This is a genomic window from Thioalkalivibrio sp. ALJ3 (assembly GCF_000377205.1).
Classification (GTDB): Bacteria; Pseudomonadota; Gammaproteobacteria; order Ectothiorhodospirales; family Ectothiorhodospiraceae; genus Thioalkalivibrio.
Map to the genome: position 1 here is coordinate 172,875 of NZ_KB897907.1, position 20,267 is coordinate 193,141.

Sequence of the window (20,267 nt, forward strand, 5' to 3'; positions counted from 1 at the left end):
GTACGCCCAAACGACTGATTCCCAATACTGACGATTCGTGGCGTGTTTTTTGCAGGAAATGGGCCATTTCGTGAACCGGTTCACCTCGGAGCCATGCCAACGCCATGACCGATGCGCTCGACAGCACCCGGGAATTCCTTGGCGCCCATGCCCCGTTCGATCAACTCGAACCCGACGCGCTGGAATTTCTGCTGCCGCGTCTGGAGAGTCGCTTCTACGCACGCGGGGCCCGCATTACTGACCCCGATGCCGGCCCCGCTCGCCGCTTTCACATCATCCGACAGGGCCGCATCCGCGGCGAGACGCCCAGCGAAGACGAACAGCTCTCGGGCAAAGCCTGGGAGCTGATTCCCGGCGAGTGTTTCCCGATTGGCGCCCTGCTTGGCCGCCGCGCCGTCCACACGGTGCACCGCGCGGCCGAGGACACGGTCTGTCTGGAACTGGACCTGGAGGACTTCGACCGCCTGCGCTCGCGATCCCGCGTCTTCAATGATTTCTGCACGCGACGGTTGGCCAACCTGCTGGACCGCCTGCAGCAGGGGCTGGATACCCTGTCCAGCCGCGACGGGGGCGCGGCCGGACAGCTGAATACACCCCTGGCCCTGCGGATCTCCCGGGGACCGGTGACCTGTCGGCCGGACACTCGACTGCGCGAGGTACTGACCACCATGCGCGACGAGCGCGTGGGCTCCGTGGTCGCCGTGGACGACGAACAGCGGCCGGTCGGCATCTTCACCCTGCATGATCTGCTTTCACGGGTGGTGCTGGAGGATGTCGGCCTGGACGCCCCCCTGGAAGCAGTGATGACATCCGACCCGGTCGCGCTGGAGGAAAGCGCCCCCGGCTTCGAGGGCATCGAGGCGATGACCGAACACGGGATGACGCACCTGTGCGTGGTACGCGACGGTCGCCTGGTCGGCGTACTCGGCGAACGCGACCTGCTGACCAGCCAGCCCCTGACCCTGGACGGCCTGGTACGCGAGATCCGCCGCGCCGACAGCGTATCGGCCATCGCCGAGCGGTTGCACCAGGTGCCACGACTGATCGAGGCCGTAGTCGGCCAGGGCGCCGAGGCGGATCAGGTGCTGCGCCTGATCACGCGCCTGAACGAACACGCCACCCGCCGCGTGCTGGCCCTTCTGCGCCCGCAATACGAGGCGATCGAAGGGATCGAGTTTACCTGGCTGGCCTTCGGCTCCCAGGCGCGCGAGGAACAGGCGCTGGTCACGGACCAGGACAACGGCATCCTGTTCGACACCGAGGACGGCGATGCGGACGCGATCCGCGAACGCCTGCTGCCCTATGCCCGGGCCGTGAACGAGGCACTCGCCGAATGCGGCTTCATGCTGTGCCCGGGCAACATCATGGCAGGCAACCCGGAGTGCTGTCTGAGCAAGACCGAGTGGGACCGGCGCTTTACCCGCTGGATCGAACAGGGCACACCCGAACATCTGCTCAAGAGCACCATCTTCTTCGACCTGCGTGCGGTGGACGGCGACCACGGCCCTGTAGAGGCCCTGCGTACGCAGCTGCTGCAGAAGACGGCCTACAACAGCCGCTTCCGTCGCCAGATGGCCGCCAACCAGCAGGCTTTTCGTCCCCCACTGGGGCTGTTTGGCGAGATCAAGAGCGGCGCGGACGGCATCGACATCAAGAAGCAGGGGCTAACGCCGTTCGTGGATGCGGCGCGCGTGATCGCCCTGGCCGCCGAACTGCCGGCCACGCGTACCCATGAACGGCTCGATCAGGCGGTCAGCGCGGAGGTCATGCGCGAATCCGACGCGCGGGACTATCACGCCGCCCTGCGCTATCTGCAAATGCTGCGTCTGCGCGCCCAGCAAAAGGCGCTGCGCGAAGGGCGCGACGACGACAACCGAATCCGGCCGGAGGAACTGGGCACCCTTGAGGGACGCATCCTCAAGGAGTCCTTCCGGCAGGCTCGCAAGCTGCAAGGCCAGCTTGAAGTGCAGTACCAGCTGTGACGAATCGCATAGACGAGTCACGGCGAACAACAAAACCTATGAGAGGAGCTACGTCATGTCACAAGAAGACCTGAGCCGGCAGGCCTACTGGCGCGCGCACCTGCGCCTGTTGGCCATCTGCCTCGCCATCTGGTTCTTCGTGTCCTTCGGGCTGGGGATCCTTCTGGCCGCGCCGCTGAACGCATTCTCCATCGGCGGGTATCCGCTGGGCTTCTGGTTTGCCCAGCAGGGCGCGATCTACACCTTCATCGTCCTGATCTTCGTTTATGCCTGGCGCATGAACGTCCTGGATCGCAAGTTCAACGTCCACGAGGAGTAAGCCTGTCATGGATCAACAGACCCTAAGTCTTCTCGTGGTCGGGGCGACCTTCGCCCTCTACATCGGTATCGCCATCTGGGCGCGTGCCGGTTCGACCAGCGAGTTCTACGTCGCCGGGCGCGGCGTCAACCCGATCGCCAACGGGATGGCCACCGCTGCGGACTGGATGTCCGCCGCGTCGTTCATCTCCATGGCCGGCCTGATCGCGTTCCTCGGCTTTACCGGGGGCGCCTACCTGATGGGCTGGACCGGTGGCTACGTGCTGATGGCCCTGCTGCTGGCCCCGTACCTGCGCAAGTTCGGCAAGTTTACGGTGCCGGAATTCATCGGTGACCGGTTCTACTCGAAGGTCGCGCGTGTGGTGGCGGTCATCTCGCTGCTCGCGATGTCCATCACCTACGTGATCGGGCAGATGCGCGGCGTGGGGATCGCGTTCTCCAACATCCTCGAGGTGCCGCTGGCCATCGGCCTGCTGTCCGGTATGGCGGTGGTGTTCATCTACGCGGTGCTCGGCGGGATGAAGGGGATCACCTACACCCAGATCGCGCAGTACGTGATCATGATCTTCGCCTATACGGTGCCTGCGGTCTTCATCTCGCTCACGCTCACGGGCCAGGTGTTCCCGCAGATCGGACTGGGTTCCACCCTGCAGGGCCAGGACACCTACCTGCTGGACGCGCTGGATCAGACCATGGTGGATCTTGGCTTCACCATGTACACGGCCACCGAGGGCGGCATGAGCATGCTCAACATGTTCCTGCTGACCCTGGCGCTGATGATCGGTACCGCCGGTCTGCCGCACGTGATCATCCGGTTCTTTACGGTTCCGCGTGTGCGCGATGCGCGCAAGTCCGCCGGCTGGGCGCTGGTCTTCATCGGCATCCTCTACACCACCGCCCCGGCGGTCGGTGCGATGGCCATCTGGAACCTCGTCAATACCGTGCATCCGGGTGAGATCGGCACCGAGGAAGGCCACCTGGCCTACGAGGACAAGCCGGCCTGGATGGAGCGCTGGGAACAGACCGGTCTGCTCGCGTTCGAGGACAAGAACGAAGACGGCCGCATCCAGTACTACAACGAGGACAACGAAGAGTTCGCCGCGATGGCGGAAGAGGAATACGGCTGGGAAGGCTCCGAGATCGTGACCCTCGACCGTGACATCATGGTGCTGGCCAACCCCGAGATCGCCGGTCTTCCGGGCTGGGTGATCGCGCTGGTGGCAGCGGGCGGTATCGCGGCCGCGTTGTCGACGGCTGCCGGGCTGCTCCTCGCCATATCGTCGGCCATCTCGCATGACTTGCTGAAGGGGGTCTTCATGCCCCGCATCAGCGAACAGGGCGAGCTACTGGCCGGACGTATCGCGATGGCGTGCGCAATCCTGTTTGCCGGCTACCTGGGGTTAAACCCACCGGGCTTTGCGGCCGAGGTGGTAGCACTCGCCTTCGGTCTTGCCGCCGCCTCGCTGTTCCCGACCCTGATGATGGGCATCTTCATGAAGAAGATGAACAAGGAAGGCGCGATCGCCGGCATGCTGGTCGGTCTGGTGACCACCCTGCTGTACATCTTTACCTACAAGGGGTGGTTCTTCTTCTCCGGCACCGCCATGCTCCCGGATACCGAGGAGTACTGGCTGTTCGGCGTGAACCCGACCGGCTTCGGCGCCATTGGTGCGGTGTTCAACTTTGTCGCGGCCTACATCGTGATGAAGCTGACCAAGGAGCCGCCGCAGCACATCCAGGAACTGGTGGAAAACGTGCGTGTCCCGCGCACCGACAACCCGAGCTGACGCTCTGCCCGGTCATGCCACTGGCATGACCGGGCCTGTCGGCCCACCATGAATGGATATGCTTAACATTCATGCAAGGAAGGGAGATCACCATCTCCCTGAGGTCGGCTCGGCGCATGCCGGGTCGGCCTTTTTTCCTTCGGGACAATTCTCCAGTGCCCGGGAGGGGCACTGGAGAATTGCTCTGACCCCGCCATCCACGCCGCGAAAGAAGGGTGCCCGGAACGCAGATGAACGGTGAGCTGGAAGAGATTCGCGAATTTCTCGAACGCTGCCCGGAACTCGCGCGGCTGTCCTCCGAGACGCGCACGGGCCTTGTTCGCCGTCTGACCCTGCGCTACCTGCGCGAGGACAGCCCGTTCCCACCCAGGGATGCGGAACCCGGCGAACTCTGGATCGTGCGCACCGGGGCCGCTGAACTGTACGACATGCAAGACCAGCTGCAGGACCGTCTGGGCGAAGGCGACCTGCTCAACACGACGCGGGTCGCCGACCTGCGCGGGCGCATCACCGAGGATGCCCTGATCTACCAGCTGGCCGCCGAACGCGCCCGCGACCTCGCCGACCGGGATGAAGCCTTCCACGAATTTCTGGAAACCGATTCGGATCGCTTGCGGGCCCAGACCATGACCTGGCCCGGGGGGGAGCGCAGCCTTCTCACCACTCCCGTGCGCGCCCTGATGACGCCGCGACCGATCATGTCGCCGACCAGCATCACCCTGTGCGAGGCGGCCCAGCGCATGACCGAGGCCGACATCTCGGCCCTGCTGCTGCACGAGCCGGGGCGGGAAGATGTCCCGGTGGGTATCCTGACCGACACCGACCTGCGCCATGCCCTGGCCGAAGGCACCGATCCGGGATGCAGCGTGGCCCGATGCATGGCACAGCCAGTGGCCTCGGTCAGCCGCGATACCCCGGCCTTCGACGCCCTGCTCCGCATGGCACGACGGGATATTCATCACCTGCCAGTTACCGATGGCGACGATGGCCCACTGGTCGGGATACTCTCCAGTACGGACCTGATCCGCCATCAGGGGACGAGCGCGGTCTACCTGGTGCGCGACCTGCGCCGCGCCGATGATCTCGACGCCCTGCGCGACGTAATGCGCGCCCTGCCCAGCCTGCAGGTGCAGCTGGTCGAGGCGGGGGCCGATGCGACCCAGATCGGCCAGACCATCACCACGGTGATCGACACGCTCACGCAGTGCCTGATCGAGCTGGCGGAAGCGAAGCTCGGCCCCGCGCCGGCCGCATATGCCTGGCTGGCCAGCGGCAGCCAGGGCCGCCACGAACAAACCGTACACACCGACCAGGATACGGCGCTGGTCTATGACGACATGGCACCGCCCGAAGCGGACGCCTGGTTCCAGCGCCTGGCCGACGAGGTCGGGGAGGGCCTTGCGGCCTGTGGCATCCCTCGCTGCCCGGGCGAGGTTGACCCGAGCCAGCCACAGTGGCGCCGAACGACCAGCGACTGGGAGCGCGAGCTGCGGCGGGTTTTGAGCCACCCCTCGCCACGCGATGCGATGCTCGCCAGCCATTACCTGGACCTCAGGGTCATCCATGGCCCGACGAGCCTGTTCGAACCGATGCGCCACGAGGCCCTGGAACAGGGCTATCGCAGCGAGGCCGTGCTGACCACCCTGGCCGACCAGGCGCGGGATCTACGCCCGCCGCTGGGGTTCTTTCGTCAGTTCGTACTTGAACGTGGAGGCGAACACGGCGACACACTGGACCTGAAGATGCGCGGCCTGATGCCAATCGTCGCGCTGGCTCGAGTGTTCGCCCTGCGCGCCGGTTCGGATGCGCGCGGCACCGTCGAACGACTGCGGGCCGCGCGACATGCGGGCATTCTGTCGGCGAATACCGGAGCCGACCTGATCGATGCCTGGCAGTTCATCGCCACGTTGCGCGCCCGCCATCAGGCCGACCAGATCGGGCGGGGCATCGTTCCCGACAATGCCCTGGCCCCGAGCGACTTGTCGGGACTGGAACGCAGCCATCTGAAGAACGTCTTTCGCCTGGTGGCCCATGCGCAGAAGGCCTCTCTGGCTCAGACCGAGCAGGTGCACGGGTGATCGGCCCCTTGCCGCCCACCCCCGAGGCACTCCGCTAATGCCCTGCCCGCTGCCCCAGGACACGCCATGGGTACGCCCCATCGGGCACTGGCGCTTTTGCCGCCGCCGCCAAAGGGCCGCACAACGCGCGCCGGCGGGGGCACTGCGCAGCTGCCTGGAATCTGTCCTGCCCTCCGCCCGGCAATCCGTTGCGACATGCCGGTTTCTCGCGGTGGATCTCGAAACCACGGGCCTCGACCCGGAGCACGATGTCATCCTGAGCATCGGCTGGGTCGCGATGGACGGTGTGCGCATCGACCTGGCCACCGCGGATCAGCGGCTGGTGCGCGCGGACTGCCCGGTCCCGGAACAAAGCGCCGTCATCCACCGCATTACCGACCGCGAGACGGCCGGCGGAGTCACCGTGGACACTGCCCTGGACGCACTGTTCGCGGCACTCCAGGGCCGCATCCTGGTGGCCCATCATGCGGCGCTGGAGCTGGGTTTCCTGGAGCAGGCCTGCCAGCGCTTGTACGACGTAAGCCCCCAGCTAGCCGTAGTCGACACCCTGCGCCTGGCGGAACGGCAACTACGCCGGGCGGGGCAACCCATTGCACTGGACGGCATGCGGCTTCACGCCCTGCGGGCACGCTACAACCTCCCCCAGTACCGTGCGCACGACGCGCTGTTCGATGCCCTGGCCGCTGGCGAGCTGTTTGCCGCCCTGGTCAGCCAACTTTCCCCGGACGCACAGGTTCCGCTGGAGCGGGTGCTGTTCCGGCCCGGATGGCTCTGAGCGGGCGGATGCCGGCGATTGACATGCTATCCTCACTCCCCAAAAACCCGCGTTTATGTGAACGCGCCCGAACGAAATCACGGAGGCCCTGATGAGCAACACCATCGAGTCCACGCTGCACGAGACCCGTCACTTTGCGCCGCCGGCAGAGTTCACGAAGAACGCCCGCCTGAAGCCCGAGGATCTCGAGGCCCTGCACAAGAAGGCCGACGCCGACTACGAGGGCTTCTGGTGTGACCTCGCGCGCGAGAAAATCGACTGGCAGGAAGATTTCACCGCAGGTCTGGACAGCTCGAATGCCCCGCACTACCGCTGGTTTGCCGACGGGCGCATGAACGTGTCCTACAACTGCATCGACCGTCATCTCGAAGTACGGGGCAACAAGACCGCGATCATCTTCGAGGCGGAAAATGGCGAGACCCGCAACCTGACCTACCGCGACCTCTACAACGAGGTTGGCAGGCTCGCCAATGCGCTCAAGTCCATGGATGTGGAAAAGGGCGATCGGGTGATCATCTACATGCCGATGAACGCCGAGGCCGTGATCGCCATGCAGGCCTGCGCCCGCATCGGCGCGATCCACTCCGTGGTCTTCGGGGGCTTCTCCGCCGATGCCCTGCGTGACCGTATCGTCGACTCCGGTGCGAAGCTGGTCATCACAGCGGATGGCGGCGTACGCGGTGGCAAGACCGTGGCCCTCAAGGCCAACGTCGACAAGGCACTGGATTCCAATCCGGCCGACGTCGAGAAGGTCATCGTCTGCAAGCGCGCCGGCAACGACGTGACCATGCAGGACGAACGCGACGTCTGGTGGGACGACGCCGTGGACGGCGAGTCGGTGGACTGCGAACCGGAATGGGTCGAGTCCGAGCACCCGCTGTTTCTGCTCTATACCTCCGGGTCCACCGGCAAGCCGAAGGGCATCCAGCACTCCAGCGCCGGCTACCTGCTGGGCGCGATCATCACCAACCAGTGGGTGTTCGACCTGCAGGGCGACGACGTCTACTGGTGCACCGCCGATGTCGGCTGGATCACCGGCCATACCTACGTCGCCTACGGCCCGCTGGCGATCGGCGCCACCCAGGTCGTTTACGAGGGCGTGCCGACCGTGCCCGATGCCGGCCGCTGGTGGAAGATGTGCCAGGACCACGGCGTGACGGTGTTCTACACCGCCCCGACCGCGATCCGTGCGCTGATGAAGGCCGGCGACGACTTCCCGTCCCAGTACGATCTGTCGAAGCTGCGCCTACTGGGTACGGTCGGCGAGCCGATCAACCCCGAGGCCTGGATGTGGTACTACCGCGTGATCGGCGGCGAACGCTGCCCGGTGGTCGACACCTGGTGGCAAACCGAGACCGGCGCCAACATGATCGCGCCGATCCCCGGCGCGACGACCCTCGTCCCGGGCTCCTGCACGCAACCACTGCCCGGCGTCGATGCCGACGTCGTCGACGAGGGTGGCAACAGCCTGCCGGCCGACCAGGGCGGATATCTGGTGATCAAGAAGCCGTGGCCCTCGATGCTGCGCACCGTGTGGGGCGACGATCAGCGCTACAAGGACACCTACTGGCCCAAGTTCGGCGGCAAGTACTACCTGGCCGGTGACTCCGCGCGTCGCGATTCCGAAGGCAACTTCTGGATCATGGGCCGCATCGACGACGTGCTGAACGTCTCCGGCCATCGCCTGGGCACCATGGAGGTCGAGTCGGCCCTGGTCGCGCATGCCGAGGTGGCCGAGGCCGCCGTGGTCGGGCGTCCGCACGACGTGAAGGGCGAAGCCATCGTGGCCTTCGTGATCCTGAAGGGCGACCGCCTGACCGGCGACGAGGCCGACGCCATGATCAAGGATCTGCGCAACTGGGTGGCCGATCAGATCGGCCCGATCGCCAAACCGGACGACATCCGCTTTGCCGACGGACTGCCCAAGACCCGCTCCGGCAAGATTATGCGCCGGCTGCTGCGCTCCATCGCCAAGGGCGAGGAGATCACCTCGGACACCTCGACGCTCGAGAACGAGGCCGTGATCCCGCAACTCCAGGGCAAGGCCTGAGTCACGGGCCGGGGCCCGGCGCCCCGGCCCTGCTTCGACCTTCCTGTAGGAGGCCAGCCCCCTGGCCGATCGGGCGCCGGAAAGGTCCGATCGGCCAGGGGGCTGGCCTCCTACAGTTCGCCCCCCTACAGGACACCATATCCGTTCCACCCGGGGCACCCAACGCATGACGACGCACCACTCCGATCACCCGCAAACCCCGCGCCTGCGCGTGCTGCTCGGCGAGGTCACGGCCATGGGTCCGGGCAAGGCCATGCTGCTGGAGGCCATTCGCGAGAAGGGCTCCATCTCGGCCGCGGCACGCAGTGTAGGCATGTCCTATCGGCGCGCCTGGGATCTGGTCGAGACGATGAACCAGAGCTTCCGCGAGCCCATGGTCGAGACGGCCAAGGGGGGCTCGGGTGGTGGCGGTGCACAGGTAACGGAATTTGGCGAGCGGGTGCTGGCGCGCTACCGGGAGATGGAAGCCCGCGCGACGGCAGCCATCCGCGAGGAGCTGGACGACTTCAGCGAATTCCTGGCCAACCCAGCCCGCCCGGACTAATACTCTTCCGCCACCAACCCTTCGGCCAGCAGCGCGGCAAAGCGCTCGGCGGGTAGCGGGCGGCTGGCCAGATAGCCCTGGTAGTGATCGCAGCCCAGCTCGCGCAGCGCGCCGAGCTGCTCGCGCGTCTCCACCCCCTCGGCCAGCACGCTCAGACCCAATCCGTGTCCCAGCGCCACGATCGCCCGTGCAATCGAGCGGTCATCGGCATCGTGCGCACCCGCCGCCAGGCCATCCACGAAGCTCTTGTCGACCTTCAGCGTGTCGACCGGGAAGCGCTTGAGCTGGGCCATGGACGAATACCCCGTCCCGAAATCGTCCACCGCGAAGCTAACACCCCGCTCGCGCAGTCGCTGGAGGATACGCCGGGCGCGCTCGGGGTCGAACATCAGTGCCGATTCCGTAATCTCCAGCTCCAGATACTTGGCCGGATAACCATGCCCCTCCAGCAGATCAGCCACCTGCTGGTCGATCGCCACCCGCTGAAACTGAAGTGCGGAGACATTCACCGCCAGGCGCACAGCCGGATAGCCGGCATCGCGCCAGGCCTGCCCCTGCGCCAGCACCCGCCTCAGCACCCAGTCGCCCAGCTCCACAATCAGGCCAGTCTGCTCCGCCACCGGGATGAAGCGTCCGGGCGATACGGGCCCCAGTTCGGGATCAGTCCAGCGCAGCAGGGCCTCGGCCCCGATCAGCACACCATCGCTGACGCGATACTGTGGCTGGTAGTGAACCTCGAGGCTGTCCTGCTCGATCGCACGCCGCAACCGGGCATTCAGGTCGATACGCTCGCGGGCCGCCTCGGTAAAGGCATCCGAGTAGTAGCGATAACTCCCGCGTCCGTCTTCCTTGGCGCGCGACAGCGCCGTGCCAGCCTCCTGCAGCAGGGTCTCCGCGTCGGCACCATGATCCGGGAACACGGCGATTCCGATGGTCGCGGCGATCTCGATCTCGACGCCATCGCCGATGTCTGCCGGACGCCCTACCTCGCGAAGGATGTCCTCGGCGACCAGCGCCGCATCGTCCACGTGGGACAGGTTGTCCGCCAGCACGGCAAACTCGTCGCTGGCCAGACGGGCGACCGTATCGGTCCCCCGTCGCCCCGCCTGCAGGCGATCGGCGACAATCTTCAGCAGGCGATCCCCAGCCGCATGGCCCCGGGAATCGTTGATGTCCTTGAAGCGATCGACGTCGATGATCAGCACGGCCAGAAGGCCCTGACGCCGGCGCATCAGCGCAATGGCCTGGGCCAGCCGGGCACGCAACAAACGGCGGTTCGGGAGCTCGGTCAGGGGATCGTGATGCGCGAGAAAGTCGAGCTCCGCCTCCGAGGCCTTGATACGGGATATGTCCGCAAATACCGAGACATAGTGGGTCAGGCGTCCCTCGCTATCGTATACCGCCGTAATGCTTTGCAGCTCGGGGAAGATCTCGCCGCTCTTGCGACGGTTCCAGATCTCGCCCTGCCAGTGGCCCTCGGTTGCCAGCTGGTGATACAGGTGCGCGTAGAACGCCTGATCATGACGCCCCGACTGGAACATCTTGGGTGTGCGGCCCACCACCTCGTCCTGGGTGTAACCCATCAGTTCCGTGAACGCGCGATTGACCGACAGGATGTGGGCCGTGGCGTCGGTAATCACCACACCCTCTCGGGTATTCTCGAAGACCACCGAGGCCAGCCGCTGACGTTCGTCGTGCTCACGGCGTTCGGTGATGTCCTCGATGATTGCAACCACGCGGTCGACGGCGCCATCGGCGGTACGTGTGCACTTCACGTCGATATCGGCGACCAGCACCCGACCATCGCGGCGCAACAGTCGCTGCTGAACGCTGTAGCCCTCGCGCTCGCCCGCACGCATCGCGGCATCCAGCTCTGTCGCACAACCGCGATCCTCGGGCACGGTCAGCCTTTCCCATTCGATCCGGGTGAGCTCTTCGGGGGCGTAGCCGAGCATCTGTGCCAGCAGCGGGTTGACCCGCTCCCAGCCTTCGCCACCCGGGCGCGAGATCGCCATACCGACGAACGGCATATCGAAGAACACCCTCAACAGCCGGTCCTGCTCGGCATGCGAGCGCATCAGTTCCAGGTGGTGGTGCAACCACTGCTGACGCCACAGCAGTGCCCCGACTGCGAGCATGATCAACCAGACAAACAAGGTGGCCGCACCCATCCAGACCGCCTGCTGGCGGGGCGCTATGGACAGCGGTGCAAGATCACGTTTCAGGATCAGGTCCCAGCCCGGTACCGCCAGCGGCTGCACGCCAGCGAGAAAGCCGCCCCGGGTGTCGTCGAAGGATGCTACGCGAACACCCGTCCGTTCCTGATCAAGGATCTGCCCGCGCAGCCGGGCGAAGGCCTGGGGCGGCTCGATAATGTGTCCACCCCTTGCGTTAATGCGTGCAATCGTGGCCCAGCGGGTGTCGTCCCGCACCACCACATGAGGGTCCACCGAGGCCGCATGCGGTCCTTCACTGATTGCCAGCAACGGGTACAGCGTATCGATCCCGGAAGACAGTACGACGACCGCCACCGCCGGCCCCTCGGGGTCCACACGATCCTGCACGGGTACGGCCCAGCTGATCCGGGCCGCACCATCGGTATTCGCATGCAGGCGGGGCACGCTCACCGTGCCGCTGGCCAGGGCCTCCGTGACCGCTTCCTCCACGGCTACGTCATCCACCACATTGCGCCCCACTTCCACGAGCGGCGTCCAGTCACGGTCGATCAGGGCAATGGCATCGTAGTCATAGCGCTCCTGCATCAGCTCCAGGCGATGCCGTACCTGCTCCAGGGCCAGCGTCGAATGCATCTGGGTAGCGGTTCGCGCAAATACCGAGAAGTCCCGAGCCTCGGCGAGCACCATCGCGTCACCTTCACGCTCGGCCAGCCATCGGTCCAGGAGCCCTCCCTTCAGAAAGGCCGAACGCCGAAGATCGTCGCGGGCTTGGTCCACCGCGGAGGTCGCCTGAATCTGCCAGGTGCCAAACGCCATGCCCGCCGTCGACAGAACAACCGCCAGGGCAAGAACGCTCCAGCCACCCGCGCCAAAGCGCTGCGTGATGGAAGGGGCCCGGGATGACCGGACGGTTCCCGCCACCTGTCCGACTGCACTCCAGCGCATCGCGACATACAAGGCCAGAGCCGATACCGTGATAAAGCCCAGCCCCTTGCCGAGATTGGCCAGCGTCAAGGCATCGCCAACCCCGGCGCCCAGCCACCAGGCGACGGCAACATCGGACAGGGTGACCCAGAGCAGGCCAACGAAAAAAAAGGTCCCGGCAATCCACTCAGGCGCACGCGATCGCTCGGTCGTTTCTTGCAACGTATTACTCCCCGATTTCGGGTGACAATGCGCGGAAGACGCCCACTGGACACTGCGTCCCAAACACGAAAAGGTTGAGGCAGGCGGCACGCAACAGGCCACCTGCGGTGGATTCCGCGGAATCCAGTGGAACCCTGTTCAGCAAGGGGCTGTCTCCACACACAGGAGCCGCGCAGCCGCAGCAGTATGCTGGATTCGCGAGGCACGCGGTTTGAGGCAGATCAATTGCTTCCCGCCAGCCCGACGGGCCGATCGGGCCACCAGTCACCCACCAGACGACAAGGAGCACGACATGGAGGCCACACTGAAGGACGGGACCCTGACCCTGAAGATCGACAAGAAGACCGCCGAGAGCATCGCGGAGAACATCACCGAGCTTGAGGGCGAGATCAGCAACGGGGCGCGCGCGCTCGGCTCCGTACTGCAGCAGGGCGTCTACGAGCTGGGGAACGAATTCCGCCAGCCGCCGCATGCCTTCGACGAGCACGCGCCCAAGCAGCCATCGATCGAGGACTGATCCGAGCCCTCTCGCACGTACACGGAACCCGCAAGGAGGACACCATGCACCTGGAAAAAGCCGAAAACGGCGAACTGGTGATCACAATGCCGGAGGCGGAGGCCTCCGATACCCTGGCCACGCTGAAAAAGCGCGCCGATGAACTGGACGAATGCGAAGAACTGACCGAGGCCCTGGAAGAGGCCGGGATCCAGTTGCCCACGCAGCCCGATCACATACGGCACGAGTACATGCCTCCGGCGGACTAACCACGCGATATACGACCCGGCCCGTCCCCGGGCCGGGTGTTTCCGTCAAGCGTTGACGCGCTCCACCGCCCCGCGGGGGTCATCGCACACCTCGAGGATGGTCAGGAAACCGCTGATCTCGAACACCTCGCGTATCGGATCCCCGATCTCGCACAACACCAGTCGCCCCCCGTTCTGCTTGATCTTCTTCGCGGTCATCAGCATCACCCGCAGCCCCGCGCTGGAGATGTAGTCGACATCACCGAACCGAATCACCAGCGAAGGGTGTTCCTCCATCCGCTGGAACAGATGGGCCTCGAATTCCGGCGACGTATTGCTGTCCAGGCGACCGGCCGGACTGACGACCAGCACGCCGTCGATCGTCTCTTCGTTGACTTGCATCGGTTCGCTTTGCCTGTGTTGTGTTGAGTGGATCTCTCGTCCCGCCACTCGCCCAGCGGCAATCGGATCAGACCGGCTGCTTGCGCAGGGTCAGGCGATTGACGCCATCGGCGGAGTGATAGTCGATCTCGTCCATCAGCGTCTTCATGAAGTGGATCCCCAGCCCGCCGACCTGACGCGACTCGATATCACCGTCGAGCTGGGCCTCGGGGGCATCGGTCAGCGGATTGAAGGCCTGGCCATCGTCGGTGACCGTGATCGTCAGTCCGTCGTCCGCCTTGCACAGATTCACCTCGATCGTGTGCTCCGCCTCATCATCGAAGGCATAGGTGATCAGATTGGTCAGCCACTCGTCCAGCACCAGATTGATCGGGTAGACCGAGGACATCGAAATCCCCGCCTCCTCGCAGAACGCTTCCACCTGCTCGGCCAGGTGCGGGATCTCCCGCAATTCAGTCCGGATCCGGAAAGCCCGCTGCATCATGCACTCCCTGATGGCGACCGACGCACGGACCGCCCCGTCGAATCAAAAGGTGTTCGCGACGCTTGCCACGCCCGGCGCGCGCGAGCGCACCAGGCGCTCGACCACGTTCTTCAGGTCCAGCGTCGAACGCGGACACCCCACGCAGGCCCCCTTGAGCCGCACACGCACAGTGCGCCCGTCGAGCTCCACGAACTCGATATCGCCGCCGTCCTGCATCAGGATGCGACGCGCCTCCTCGACAGCCGCGCGCACCGCGTCCTCGTCGATCGGCCCGTCCGCCGGGACATCGGCGGCCTCGCGCTCGGCGAAGGTCTGTGCCCGATCCAGGCGCAGTGCCAGTTCCGGATCGAGCTCCTCGATCGCGTCCAGCTCGTCCTCGCTGTACACATGATCCGGGTCGTCGTTCAGCAGGTGGGAGACATCCACCATCACCTGAGCCTTGTCGGGTCCCGCCATCGTCGGTCCTCCGCGTGATCGCATTCGCGCCAGTATAGCAACGGCCCGTTCCCGACCGGCCCGAAGCCGCACGCGCCAACCGGATTCCGGTGGCGCGACCGGCGGCCAGCGCAGGCGGACCCGCATCCGCCGCAGATCATCGCGATCCATGCGCGCGGCATGCAGCCAGAGCCGCATCAATCGGCCGCCGTCCCGCTCGCGCAGCACCAGCAGGACCATCCCGGCCAGCACCCGGCTGTCGGGCAACAATTCGACCCACGTCACCTGCTCCTGGCGCAGACCCTCGAGTGTCGCCACCCAGGTATCCCCCTCCGGCGTCTGTCCCAGCCAGACCCAGCCCGGTGCCACAGCACGGCGCTGCCACCACCAGCCAACCGCCGCCAGGCCCCAGACCGGCAGCAGCATCCACAAGGGGCTGTAGACCAGCACAAACCCGGAGACGGCGAGGACCAGCAGGATCTGCCCGGCTAGCGTCAGCCGTGGCAGAACGGAGTCAGGGTGCAGTCTCAGCCGCAGCGGCGGCGCGGATCGCCGGGACAAGCCGGGCTATTCCGTCATCCACCGTGGTCTGGCGACCCATGACCACATCCAGCAGCACATTGTCGGGGTAGTCGAGCAGGCGCTCGAAGGCATCGCGACCCTCCTGGTCCAGTTGCGCATATCCCTGCGCGAGAAACTGCCCGAGCAGCCAGTCGTTCTCCAGCATGCCGCGGCGGCAGCGCCAGCGGGTACGGCTGTCGGGTTCCATCAAAGCGATTTCTTCAGCATGGTGCGGCGAATATCGCCGATCGCCCGGCTGGGGTTCAGCCCCTTCGGGCAGACCTGGGTGCAGTTCATGATGGTGTGGCAGCGGTAAAGCTTCCAGGCATCGTCCAGCTGTGCCAGGCGGTGATCGGTGGCCTCGTCGCGGCTGTCCTGGATAAAGCGCGCGGCCTGCAGCAGTGCGGCCGGGCCGAGGAACTTGTCCGGGTTCCACCAGTACGACGGGCAGGCGGCGGAACAACAGCCGCACAGGATGCACTCGTACAGTCCGTCCAGTTCTTCACGATCGTCCGGACTCTGCTTGCGTTCGACCTCGGGCTCAGGGCTGTCGTTGATCAGCCAGGGCTCGGCTCTTCGGTACTGCTCCCAGAAGTTGCCCATGTCCACGATCAGGTCGCGGATCACCGGCATCCCCGGGAACGGGCGCAGCGTGACCGGCGCCTCCAGGTCCGCCAGCGGCGTGATGCAGGCCAGGCCGTTCATGCCGTTGATGTTCATGCCGTCGGAACCACAGACCCCGTGCTGGCAAGAGCGGCGAAAACCCAGGGAATCGTCCTGCTCCTTCAGTAGCAGCAGGGCATCCAGCAGCATCATCCCTGGCTCGACCTGGTCGTCGGGCAGGGTGAAGCGCTGCATCTTCGGCAGCGTGTCCGTCTCCGGGTTGAAGCGGTAGATCGAGAATTCCAATGGTCTCTCCTGTCAGCGTTGCTACAGGTTGCCTATTTCAATCCGGGCCCCTGAATCGCCGCATCCTGCCTCGCACAGCCCAGGGTGCGCAGGGCGCGTTGAGCCCCGCGAAACGCATCCTACGGCCCCGTATTTCGGCACCGGTCGATGATCAATAGACCCGCTCCTTCGGCGGGAACGAGGCCACGGTGTTCGGCTGGGTACGCACCGGCTTGTAGTCCAGGCTGTCGTCCACCAGCGAGTACAGGCTGTGCTTGAGCCAGTGCTGGTCATCACGCTCGGGGAAGTCGATGCGCGAATGCGCCCCGCGGCTCTCCTCGCGCCCCAGCGCGGAACGGATGGTCGCGAGCGCGCAGTCCATCAGGTTCTCCAGCTCCATTGCCTCGACCCGCGCGGTGTTAAAGGTGGCCGAGTGGTCGGCAATCACCGCGTGGTTCAGGCGTTCGCGCAGGGCACGTACCTTCTCCACCCCCTCGCGCATCACCTCGTCGGTGCGGAACACCGAGCAGTGGTCCTCCATTACCTTGCGCAGCTCCCGCCGGAGCGGCTCGATGCGTTCCGCCGTACCATCGCCCGGGTCCTTGCGGTCCCAGCGTGTGAGCCGTGCCATTGCCCGTTCCACCGCGCCCTCATCCAGCGGCCGGTGATACCGGTTCTCGGAAAGGTACTCAAGAATGTGATTGGCGGCCGCGCGCCCGAACACGAGGATATCCAGAAGCGAATTGCCGCCGAGGCGGTTGGCCCCATGCACCGATACACAGGCCGCCTCGCCGGCCGCGTACAGTCCGGGGACTGGATCTTCCGGCGTATCCTTGACCGGCGCGACCACCTGCCCGAGGCAGTTGGTCGGGATACCGCCCATGCTGTAGTGACAGGTGGGAAACACCGGGATCGGGGCTTCGATCGGGTCGATGCCGAGAAAGGTCATGCTCGCCTCGCGAATGCCCGGCAACCGGTGGTGAATCGCGTCTGCGCCAAGGTGGCGCAGATCCAGCAATACGTGATCGCGGTTGCGTCCGCAGCCACGGCCTTCGCGCACCTCGGTGGCAATGGAGCGGCTGACCACGTCGCGCGAGGCCAGGTCCTTCGCCCGCGGGGCATAGCGCTCCATGAAGCGCTCGCCATCGGCGTTGACCAGGAACCCGCCCTCGCCGCGCGCACCCTCGGTAATCAGCATCCCGCGCCCGGCGATCCCGGTCGGGTGGAACTGCACGAACTCCATGTCCTCCAGCGGCACCCCGGCTCGCAGGGCCATCGCCATGCCGTCCCCGGTATTGATCAGGGCGTTGGTGGTGGTGCGGAACAACTGCCCCGCCCCGCCGGTGGCGATCAGCGTGGTCTTGGCCTCGATCACGATCGGCTCGCCGGTCAGGATCTCGAAGGCCAGCACACCGAGCACGAAGCCCTGTTCGTCACGTAGCAGGTCCACCGCGAAGTACTCGTCGAAAAAGTGCGTGCGTGCGCGCAGGTTCTGCTGGTACAGCGAATGCAGGATTGCGTGCCCGGTCCGATCGGCCGCCGCACAGGTGCGCGCCGCCTGAGTCTGGCCAAAGTTCTGGCTCTGCCCGCCGAAGGCACGCTGATAGATATTGCCGTTGTCCAGGCGCGAGAACGGCACGCCGAAGTGATCCAGTTCGTATACCACCTTGGATGCGGCGCGACACATGTACTCGATCGCGTCCTGATCGCCCAGATAGTCCGAGCCTTTCACGGTGTCGAACATGTGCCAGTGCCAGGAGTCCGGCAGCACGTTGGCCAGCGCGGCATTCACTCCGCCCTGCGCGGCCACCGTGTGTGAGCGCGTGGGAAACACCTTGGAGACCACCGCGACCTTGGCATCGCCATTGGACAACTGCAGCGCAGCACGCAGGCCCGCGCCGCCGGCACCGATAATCAGCGCGTCGAATTTGCGCCGGGTCAGGTTCATGCAAGCCCCGTTCGAATCAGGAGGTAGAGGGCCCACAGGCCCAGAAAGATGAGCGCACCCGCGCCAAGGGTCAGCACGGTCAGGCGCAGTGCCAGTGGCTTCGCGTAATCGAGCACGACATCACGCAGCCCGATCCACGCATGCAACAACAGCAGCACGACAAACAGCGAACTGCCCAGCGCCACAGCCGGGTGCCCGACCACCGCCACCCAGGCCGCGTGATCCGCCGGCGGGGCGATCAGGAAATAGCCCAGGGTCACGATCACGAACAGCCCGACATAGACAGCCGTGATGCGCTGCAGCAGCCAGGCCCCCTGCCCCGACAGCAGCCTCACAGGATCAACCCCAGCCAAACGGCGAATGTGGCGAAGATCGCGGCGTACAGGGCATCACGTGCGGTGCGCAGCGAGCCCGCCCGGTCCTCGCCCACACCAAATTCCATCAGCAGAAAGCGAATCCCGGCGAACAGGTGATGCAGCAGCCACCACAGGCCGATCAGCAGCAGCGCCAGCCCAACCGGATGCTGGATGATCGCGGCCACCTGGGCAAAGCCCTCCGGGCTCGACAGCGAGCGATCCAATAGCCACAACAGCACGGGGATGGCGAGAATCAGGAGAATCCCGGTAATACGGTGCAGGATGGAAACCACGGCATTCAGCGGTAGGCGGATCTTGCGCAGATCCAGGAAAACGGGCCGTGCCGGAGAACTCATGCCACCCCCAAAACCGGATGATAAAAAATGTCGGGCTGACACCCTGCAAGAGGTTCGTCTACTATCGACCCGCTTGGTTCAGCCGGTCGCCCGACCTGTGTTGAGCTTACCACCTCAATCCGCCGCCGTGGGTCCCCAAGGCCACAAGCCGAACGGACACACGACGCGCTGCCACGGGAGAGTTTTCGATGCGCGAAGACTGGAAGAATCACCTGATCGACGCCGGGGCCGAGTTCGAGGACGACGACCTCCTGCACTACGGCAACCCCGAGCGCGAACGCCGCATGGCCATCAATGGCGAGGTGATCTGCGACCTGTCCCACCGGGGCCTGCTGGAGGTCCGCGGCGAGGATGCGACCGACTTCCTGCAGGGCCAGTTCGGCAACGACATCACCCAGGTCGATGCCAGCCACAGCCAGATCTCCAGCTATTCCAGCCCGAAGGGGCGCGCCTACGCGGTGTTTCGGGTGCTGCGCACCGCGGACAGCTACCTGCTGGAGATGCCGGCCGACCGCCTGGAGACGATCGCCAAGCGGCTGCGGATGTTCGTGCTGCGGGCCCATGTGGTAGTCGAACGCGCCGACGACTCGCGCATCCACTTCGGGCTTTCCGGCCCCGACGCGGAATCCGAATTGCAAAACGCCCTGGGGGCCTGTCCCGCGAACGTGGACGACGTGGTGGAAAAAGACGGTGTGACCATCGTGCGCGTACCCGGGGTGCACCCGCGCTTCGAGTTGTTCGGCGAGTTCGAGCCGATGCGCAACGCCTGGGACAAACTGAACGTGCGCTCGGGCCCGGTGGGGCCGCGCGAGTGGGCATTGCTCGACATCCTTGCCGGGATGCCGACCGTGGTCGAGGCGACCAGCGAGATGTTCGTGCCGCAGATGCTGAACCTGCACGCGCTGGGGGCGATCAACTTCGAGAAAGGCTGCTACCCGGGACAGGAGGTAGTGGCCCGCATGCACTACCTCGGCAAGCTGAAGCGACGCATGTTCCGCCTGGCGATCCATGCCGCGGAGCCGCCGCAGCCGGGCTCGCCGGTGTTTCGCGCCGACGGCAAGCCGGAGCAGTCGGATGGCGAGATCGTGGCCGCGGAGCTGCACCCGGACGGCCTCTACTCGGCCCTGGCGGTGTTGCAGGTCGCGGCTGCCCAAGGCGAACTGCGCTGGGGGTCACCGGACGGTCCGCCGGCGGAGGTCGTCGACCTGCCCTACGCGGTACCGGAAGGAGCCTGAT

At 65.6% G+C, this 20,267-nt stretch carries 19 protein-coding genes; 10 read left to right on the forward strand and 9 right to left on the reverse strand.

What is annotated here, in order from left to right:
- The first annotated feature begins 104 nt into the window (after window positions 1-104).
- The 7 genes from C935_RS0107345 (at window position 105) to C935_RS0107375 (ending at window position 9,534) form a co-directional block, all read left to right on the forward strand.
- Window positions 105-1,982: a DUF294 nucleotidyltransferase-like domain-containing protein gene (locus C935_RS0107345; protein ID WP_018861869.1), complete on the forward strand. Its 1,878-nt coding sequence runs from the start codon at window positions 105-107 to the stop codon at window positions 1,980-1,982.
- 55 nt (window positions 1,983-2,037) lie between these two features.
- Window positions 2,038-2,301, forward strand: a complete 264-nt coding sequence (locus tag C935_RS0107350; RefSeq protein WP_018861870.1) for a DUF4212 domain-containing protein — start codon at window positions 2,038-2,040, stop codon at window positions 2,299-2,301.
- A gap of 7 nt (window positions 2,302-2,308) precedes the next feature.
- Complete coding sequence (locus C935_RS0107355; RefSeq protein WP_018861871.1) at window positions 2,309-4,087, forward strand: sodium:solute symporter family protein; 1,779 nt, start codon at window positions 2,309-2,311, stop codon at window positions 4,085-4,087.
- A gap of 230 nt (window positions 4,088-4,317) precedes the next feature.
- Window positions 4,318-6,165, forward strand: a complete 1,848-nt coding sequence (locus tag C935_RS0107360) for a putative nucleotidyltransferase substrate binding domain-containing protein (protein WP_018861872.1) — start codon at window positions 4,318-4,320, stop codon at window positions 6,163-6,165.
- Between the two features lie 37 nt (window positions 6,166-6,202).
- Window positions 6,203-6,940 (forward strand): 3'-5' exonuclease, encoded by a 738-nt coding sequence (locus C935_RS0107365; RefSeq protein ID WP_081616586.1) that lies wholly within the window; start codon window positions 6,203-6,205, stop codon window positions 6,938-6,940.
- Window positions 6,941-7,031: 91 nt separating this feature from the next.
- Window positions 7,032-8,990 carry an acetate--CoA ligase gene (gene acs / locus C935_RS0107370; RefSeq protein ID WP_018861874.1) on the forward strand — a complete coding sequence of 653 codons (1,959 nt, stop codon included), beginning with the start codon at window positions 7,032-7,034 and terminating at the stop codon, window positions 8,988-8,990.
- A gap of 166 nt (window positions 8,991-9,156) precedes the next feature.
- The gene (locus C935_RS0107375) at window positions 9,157-9,534 is read left to right on the forward strand and encodes a winged helix-turn-helix domain-containing protein (protein ID WP_018861875.1); all 378 of its coding nucleotides are present in this window, start codon (window positions 9,157-9,159) and stop codon (window positions 9,532-9,534) included.
- Here C935_RS0107375 and C935_RS0107380 read toward each other — a convergent pair.
- Window positions 9,531-12,857 (reverse strand): bifunctional diguanylate cyclase/phosphodiesterase, encoded by a 3,327-nt coding sequence (locus tag C935_RS0107380; protein WP_018861876.1) that lies wholly within the window; start codon window positions 12,855-12,857, stop codon window positions 9,531-9,533. The genes C935_RS0107375 and C935_RS0107380 overlap by 4 nt on opposite strands.
- Window positions 12,858-13,149: 292 nt before the next feature.
- Between C935_RS0107380 and C935_RS0107385 the strand changes: the two genes are divergently transcribed.
- Together C935_RS0107385 and C935_RS0107390 are read left to right on the forward strand one after the other, a co-directional pair.
- Entirely contained in the window at window positions 13,150-13,374 is a 225-nt protein-coding gene (locus tag C935_RS0107385; RefSeq protein ID WP_018138473.1) for a hypothetical protein, read from the forward strand.
- 44 nt (window positions 13,375-13,418) lie between these two features.
- Entirely contained in the window at window positions 13,419-13,622 is a 204-nt protein-coding gene (locus tag C935_RS0107390) for a hypothetical protein (RefSeq protein ID WP_018861877.1), read from the forward strand.
- Between the two features lie 45 nt (window positions 13,623-13,667).
- Here the strand turns inward: C935_RS0107390 and C935_RS0107395 are convergent, their stop codons facing one another.
- The 8 genes from C935_RS0107395 to sdhC form a co-directional block, all read right to left on the reverse strand.
- A complete protein-coding gene (locus tag C935_RS0107395; RefSeq protein WP_018861878.1) occupies window positions 13,668-14,003 on the reverse strand; it encodes an STAS domain-containing protein in 336 nt (111 codons plus the stop codon).
- A 67-nt stretch (window positions 14,004-14,070) separates the two neighbouring features.
- Window positions 14,071-14,484, reverse strand: a complete 414-nt coding sequence (locus tag C935_RS0107400) for an ATP-binding protein (protein ID WP_018861879.1) — start codon at window positions 14,482-14,484, stop codon at window positions 14,071-14,073.
- 45 nt (window positions 14,485-14,529) lie between these two features.
- Window positions 14,530-15,483: a NifU family protein gene (locus C935_RS0107405; protein WP_018861880.1), complete on the reverse strand. Its 954-nt coding sequence runs from the start codon at window positions 15,481-15,483 to the stop codon at window positions 14,530-14,532.
- On the reverse strand, window positions 15,437-15,691 hold the full coding sequence (locus C935_RS0107410; RefSeq protein ID WP_018175480.1) for a succinate dehydrogenase assembly factor 2: 255 nt from the start codon (window positions 15,689-15,691) through the stop codon (window positions 15,437-15,439). The genes C935_RS0107405 and C935_RS0107410 overlap by 47 nt, the downstream gene beginning before the upstream one ends.
- Complete coding sequence (locus C935_RS0107415; RefSeq protein ID WP_018861881.1) at window positions 15,691-16,392, reverse strand: succinate dehydrogenase iron-sulfur subunit; 702 nt, start codon at window positions 16,390-16,392, stop codon at window positions 15,691-15,693. Before C935_RS0107415 ends, C935_RS0107410 begins: the two co-directional genes overlap by 1 nt.
- A 151-nt stretch (window positions 16,393-16,543) precedes the next feature.
- Window positions 16,544-18,319, reverse strand: a complete 1,776-nt coding sequence (gene sdhA, locus C935_RS0107420; RefSeq protein WP_018861882.1) for a succinate dehydrogenase flavoprotein subunit — start codon at window positions 18,317-18,319, stop codon at window positions 16,544-16,546.
- A complete protein-coding gene (gene sdhD, locus C935_RS0107425) occupies window positions 18,316-18,654 on the reverse strand; it encodes a succinate dehydrogenase, hydrophobic membrane anchor protein (protein ID WP_018861883.1) in 339 nt (112 codons plus the stop codon). Before sdhD ends, sdhA begins: the two co-directional genes overlap by 4 nt.
- The gene (sdhC, locus tag C935_RS0107430; protein ID WP_018861884.1) at window positions 18,651-19,031 is read right to left on the reverse strand and encodes a succinate dehydrogenase, cytochrome b556 subunit; all 381 of its coding nucleotides are present in this window, start codon (window positions 19,029-19,031) and stop codon (window positions 18,651-18,653) included. Before sdhC ends, sdhD begins: the two co-directional genes overlap by 4 nt.
- Window positions 19,032-19,219: 188 nt before the next feature.
- Here sdhC and C935_RS0107435 point away from each other — a divergent pair, with 188 nt between their 5' ends.
- On the forward strand, window positions 19,220-20,266 hold the full coding sequence (locus C935_RS0107435) for a folate-binding protein YgfZ (protein WP_018861885.1): 1,047 nt from the start codon (window positions 19,220-19,222) through the stop codon (window positions 20,264-20,266).
- The last annotated feature ends 1 nt before the right edge of the window (window position 20,267 follow it).

Coding starts and splice junctions, on each gene's coding strand:
- C935_RS0107345 (WP_018861869.1), top strand. CDS start 105: ATGACCGATGCGCTCGACAGCACCCGGGAATTCCTTGGCGCCCATGCC.
- C935_RS0107350 (WP_018861870.1), top strand. CDS start 2,038: ATGTCACAAGAAGACCTGAGCCGGCAGGCCTACTGGCGCGCGCACCTG.
- C935_RS0107355 (WP_018861871.1), top strand. CDS start 2,309: ATGGATCAACAGACCCTAAGTCTTCTCGTGGTCGGGGCGACCTTCGCC.
- C935_RS0107360 (WP_018861872.1), top strand. CDS start 4,318: ATGAACGGTGAGCTGGAAGAGATTCGCGAATTTCTCGAACGCTGCCCG.
- C935_RS0107365 (WP_081616586.1), top strand. CDS start 6,203: ATGCCCTGCCCGCTGCCCCAGGACACGCCATGGGTACGCCCCATCGGG.
- acs (WP_018861874.1), top strand. CDS start 7,032: ATGAGCAACACCATCGAGTCCACGCTGCACGAGACCCGTCACTTTGCG.
- C935_RS0107375 (WP_018861875.1), top strand. CDS start 9,157: ATGACGACGCACCACTCCGATCACCCGCAAACCCCGCGCCTGCGCGTG.
- C935_RS0107385 (WP_018138473.1), top strand. CDS start 13,150: ATGGAGGCCACACTGAAGGACGGGACCCTGACCCTGAAGATCGACAAG.
- C935_RS0107390 (WP_018861877.1), top strand. CDS start 13,419: ATGCACCTGGAAAAAGCCGAAAACGGCGAACTGGTGATCACAATGCCG.
- C935_RS0107395 (WP_018861878.1), bottom strand. CDS start 14,003: ATGCAAGTCAACGAAGAGACGATCGACGGCGTGCTGGTCGTCAGTCCG.
- C935_RS0107400 (WP_018861879.1), bottom strand. CDS start 14,484: ATGCAGCGGGCTTTCCGGATCCGGACTGAATTGCGGGAGATCCCGCAC.
- C935_RS0107410 (WP_018175480.1), bottom strand. CDS start 15,691: ATGGAACCCGACAGCCGTACCCGCTGGCGCTGCCGCCGCGGCATGCTG.
- sdhA (WP_018861882.1), bottom strand. CDS start 18,319: ATGAACCTGACCCGGCGCAAATTCGACGCGCTGATTATCGGTGCCGGC.
- sdhC (WP_018861884.1), bottom strand. CDS start 19,031: ATGAGTTCTCCGGCACGGCCCGTTTTCCTGGATCTGCGCAAGATCCGC.
- C935_RS0107435 (WP_018861885.1), top strand. CDS start 19,220: ATGCGCGAAGACTGGAAGAATCACCTGATCGACGCCGGGGCCGAGTTC.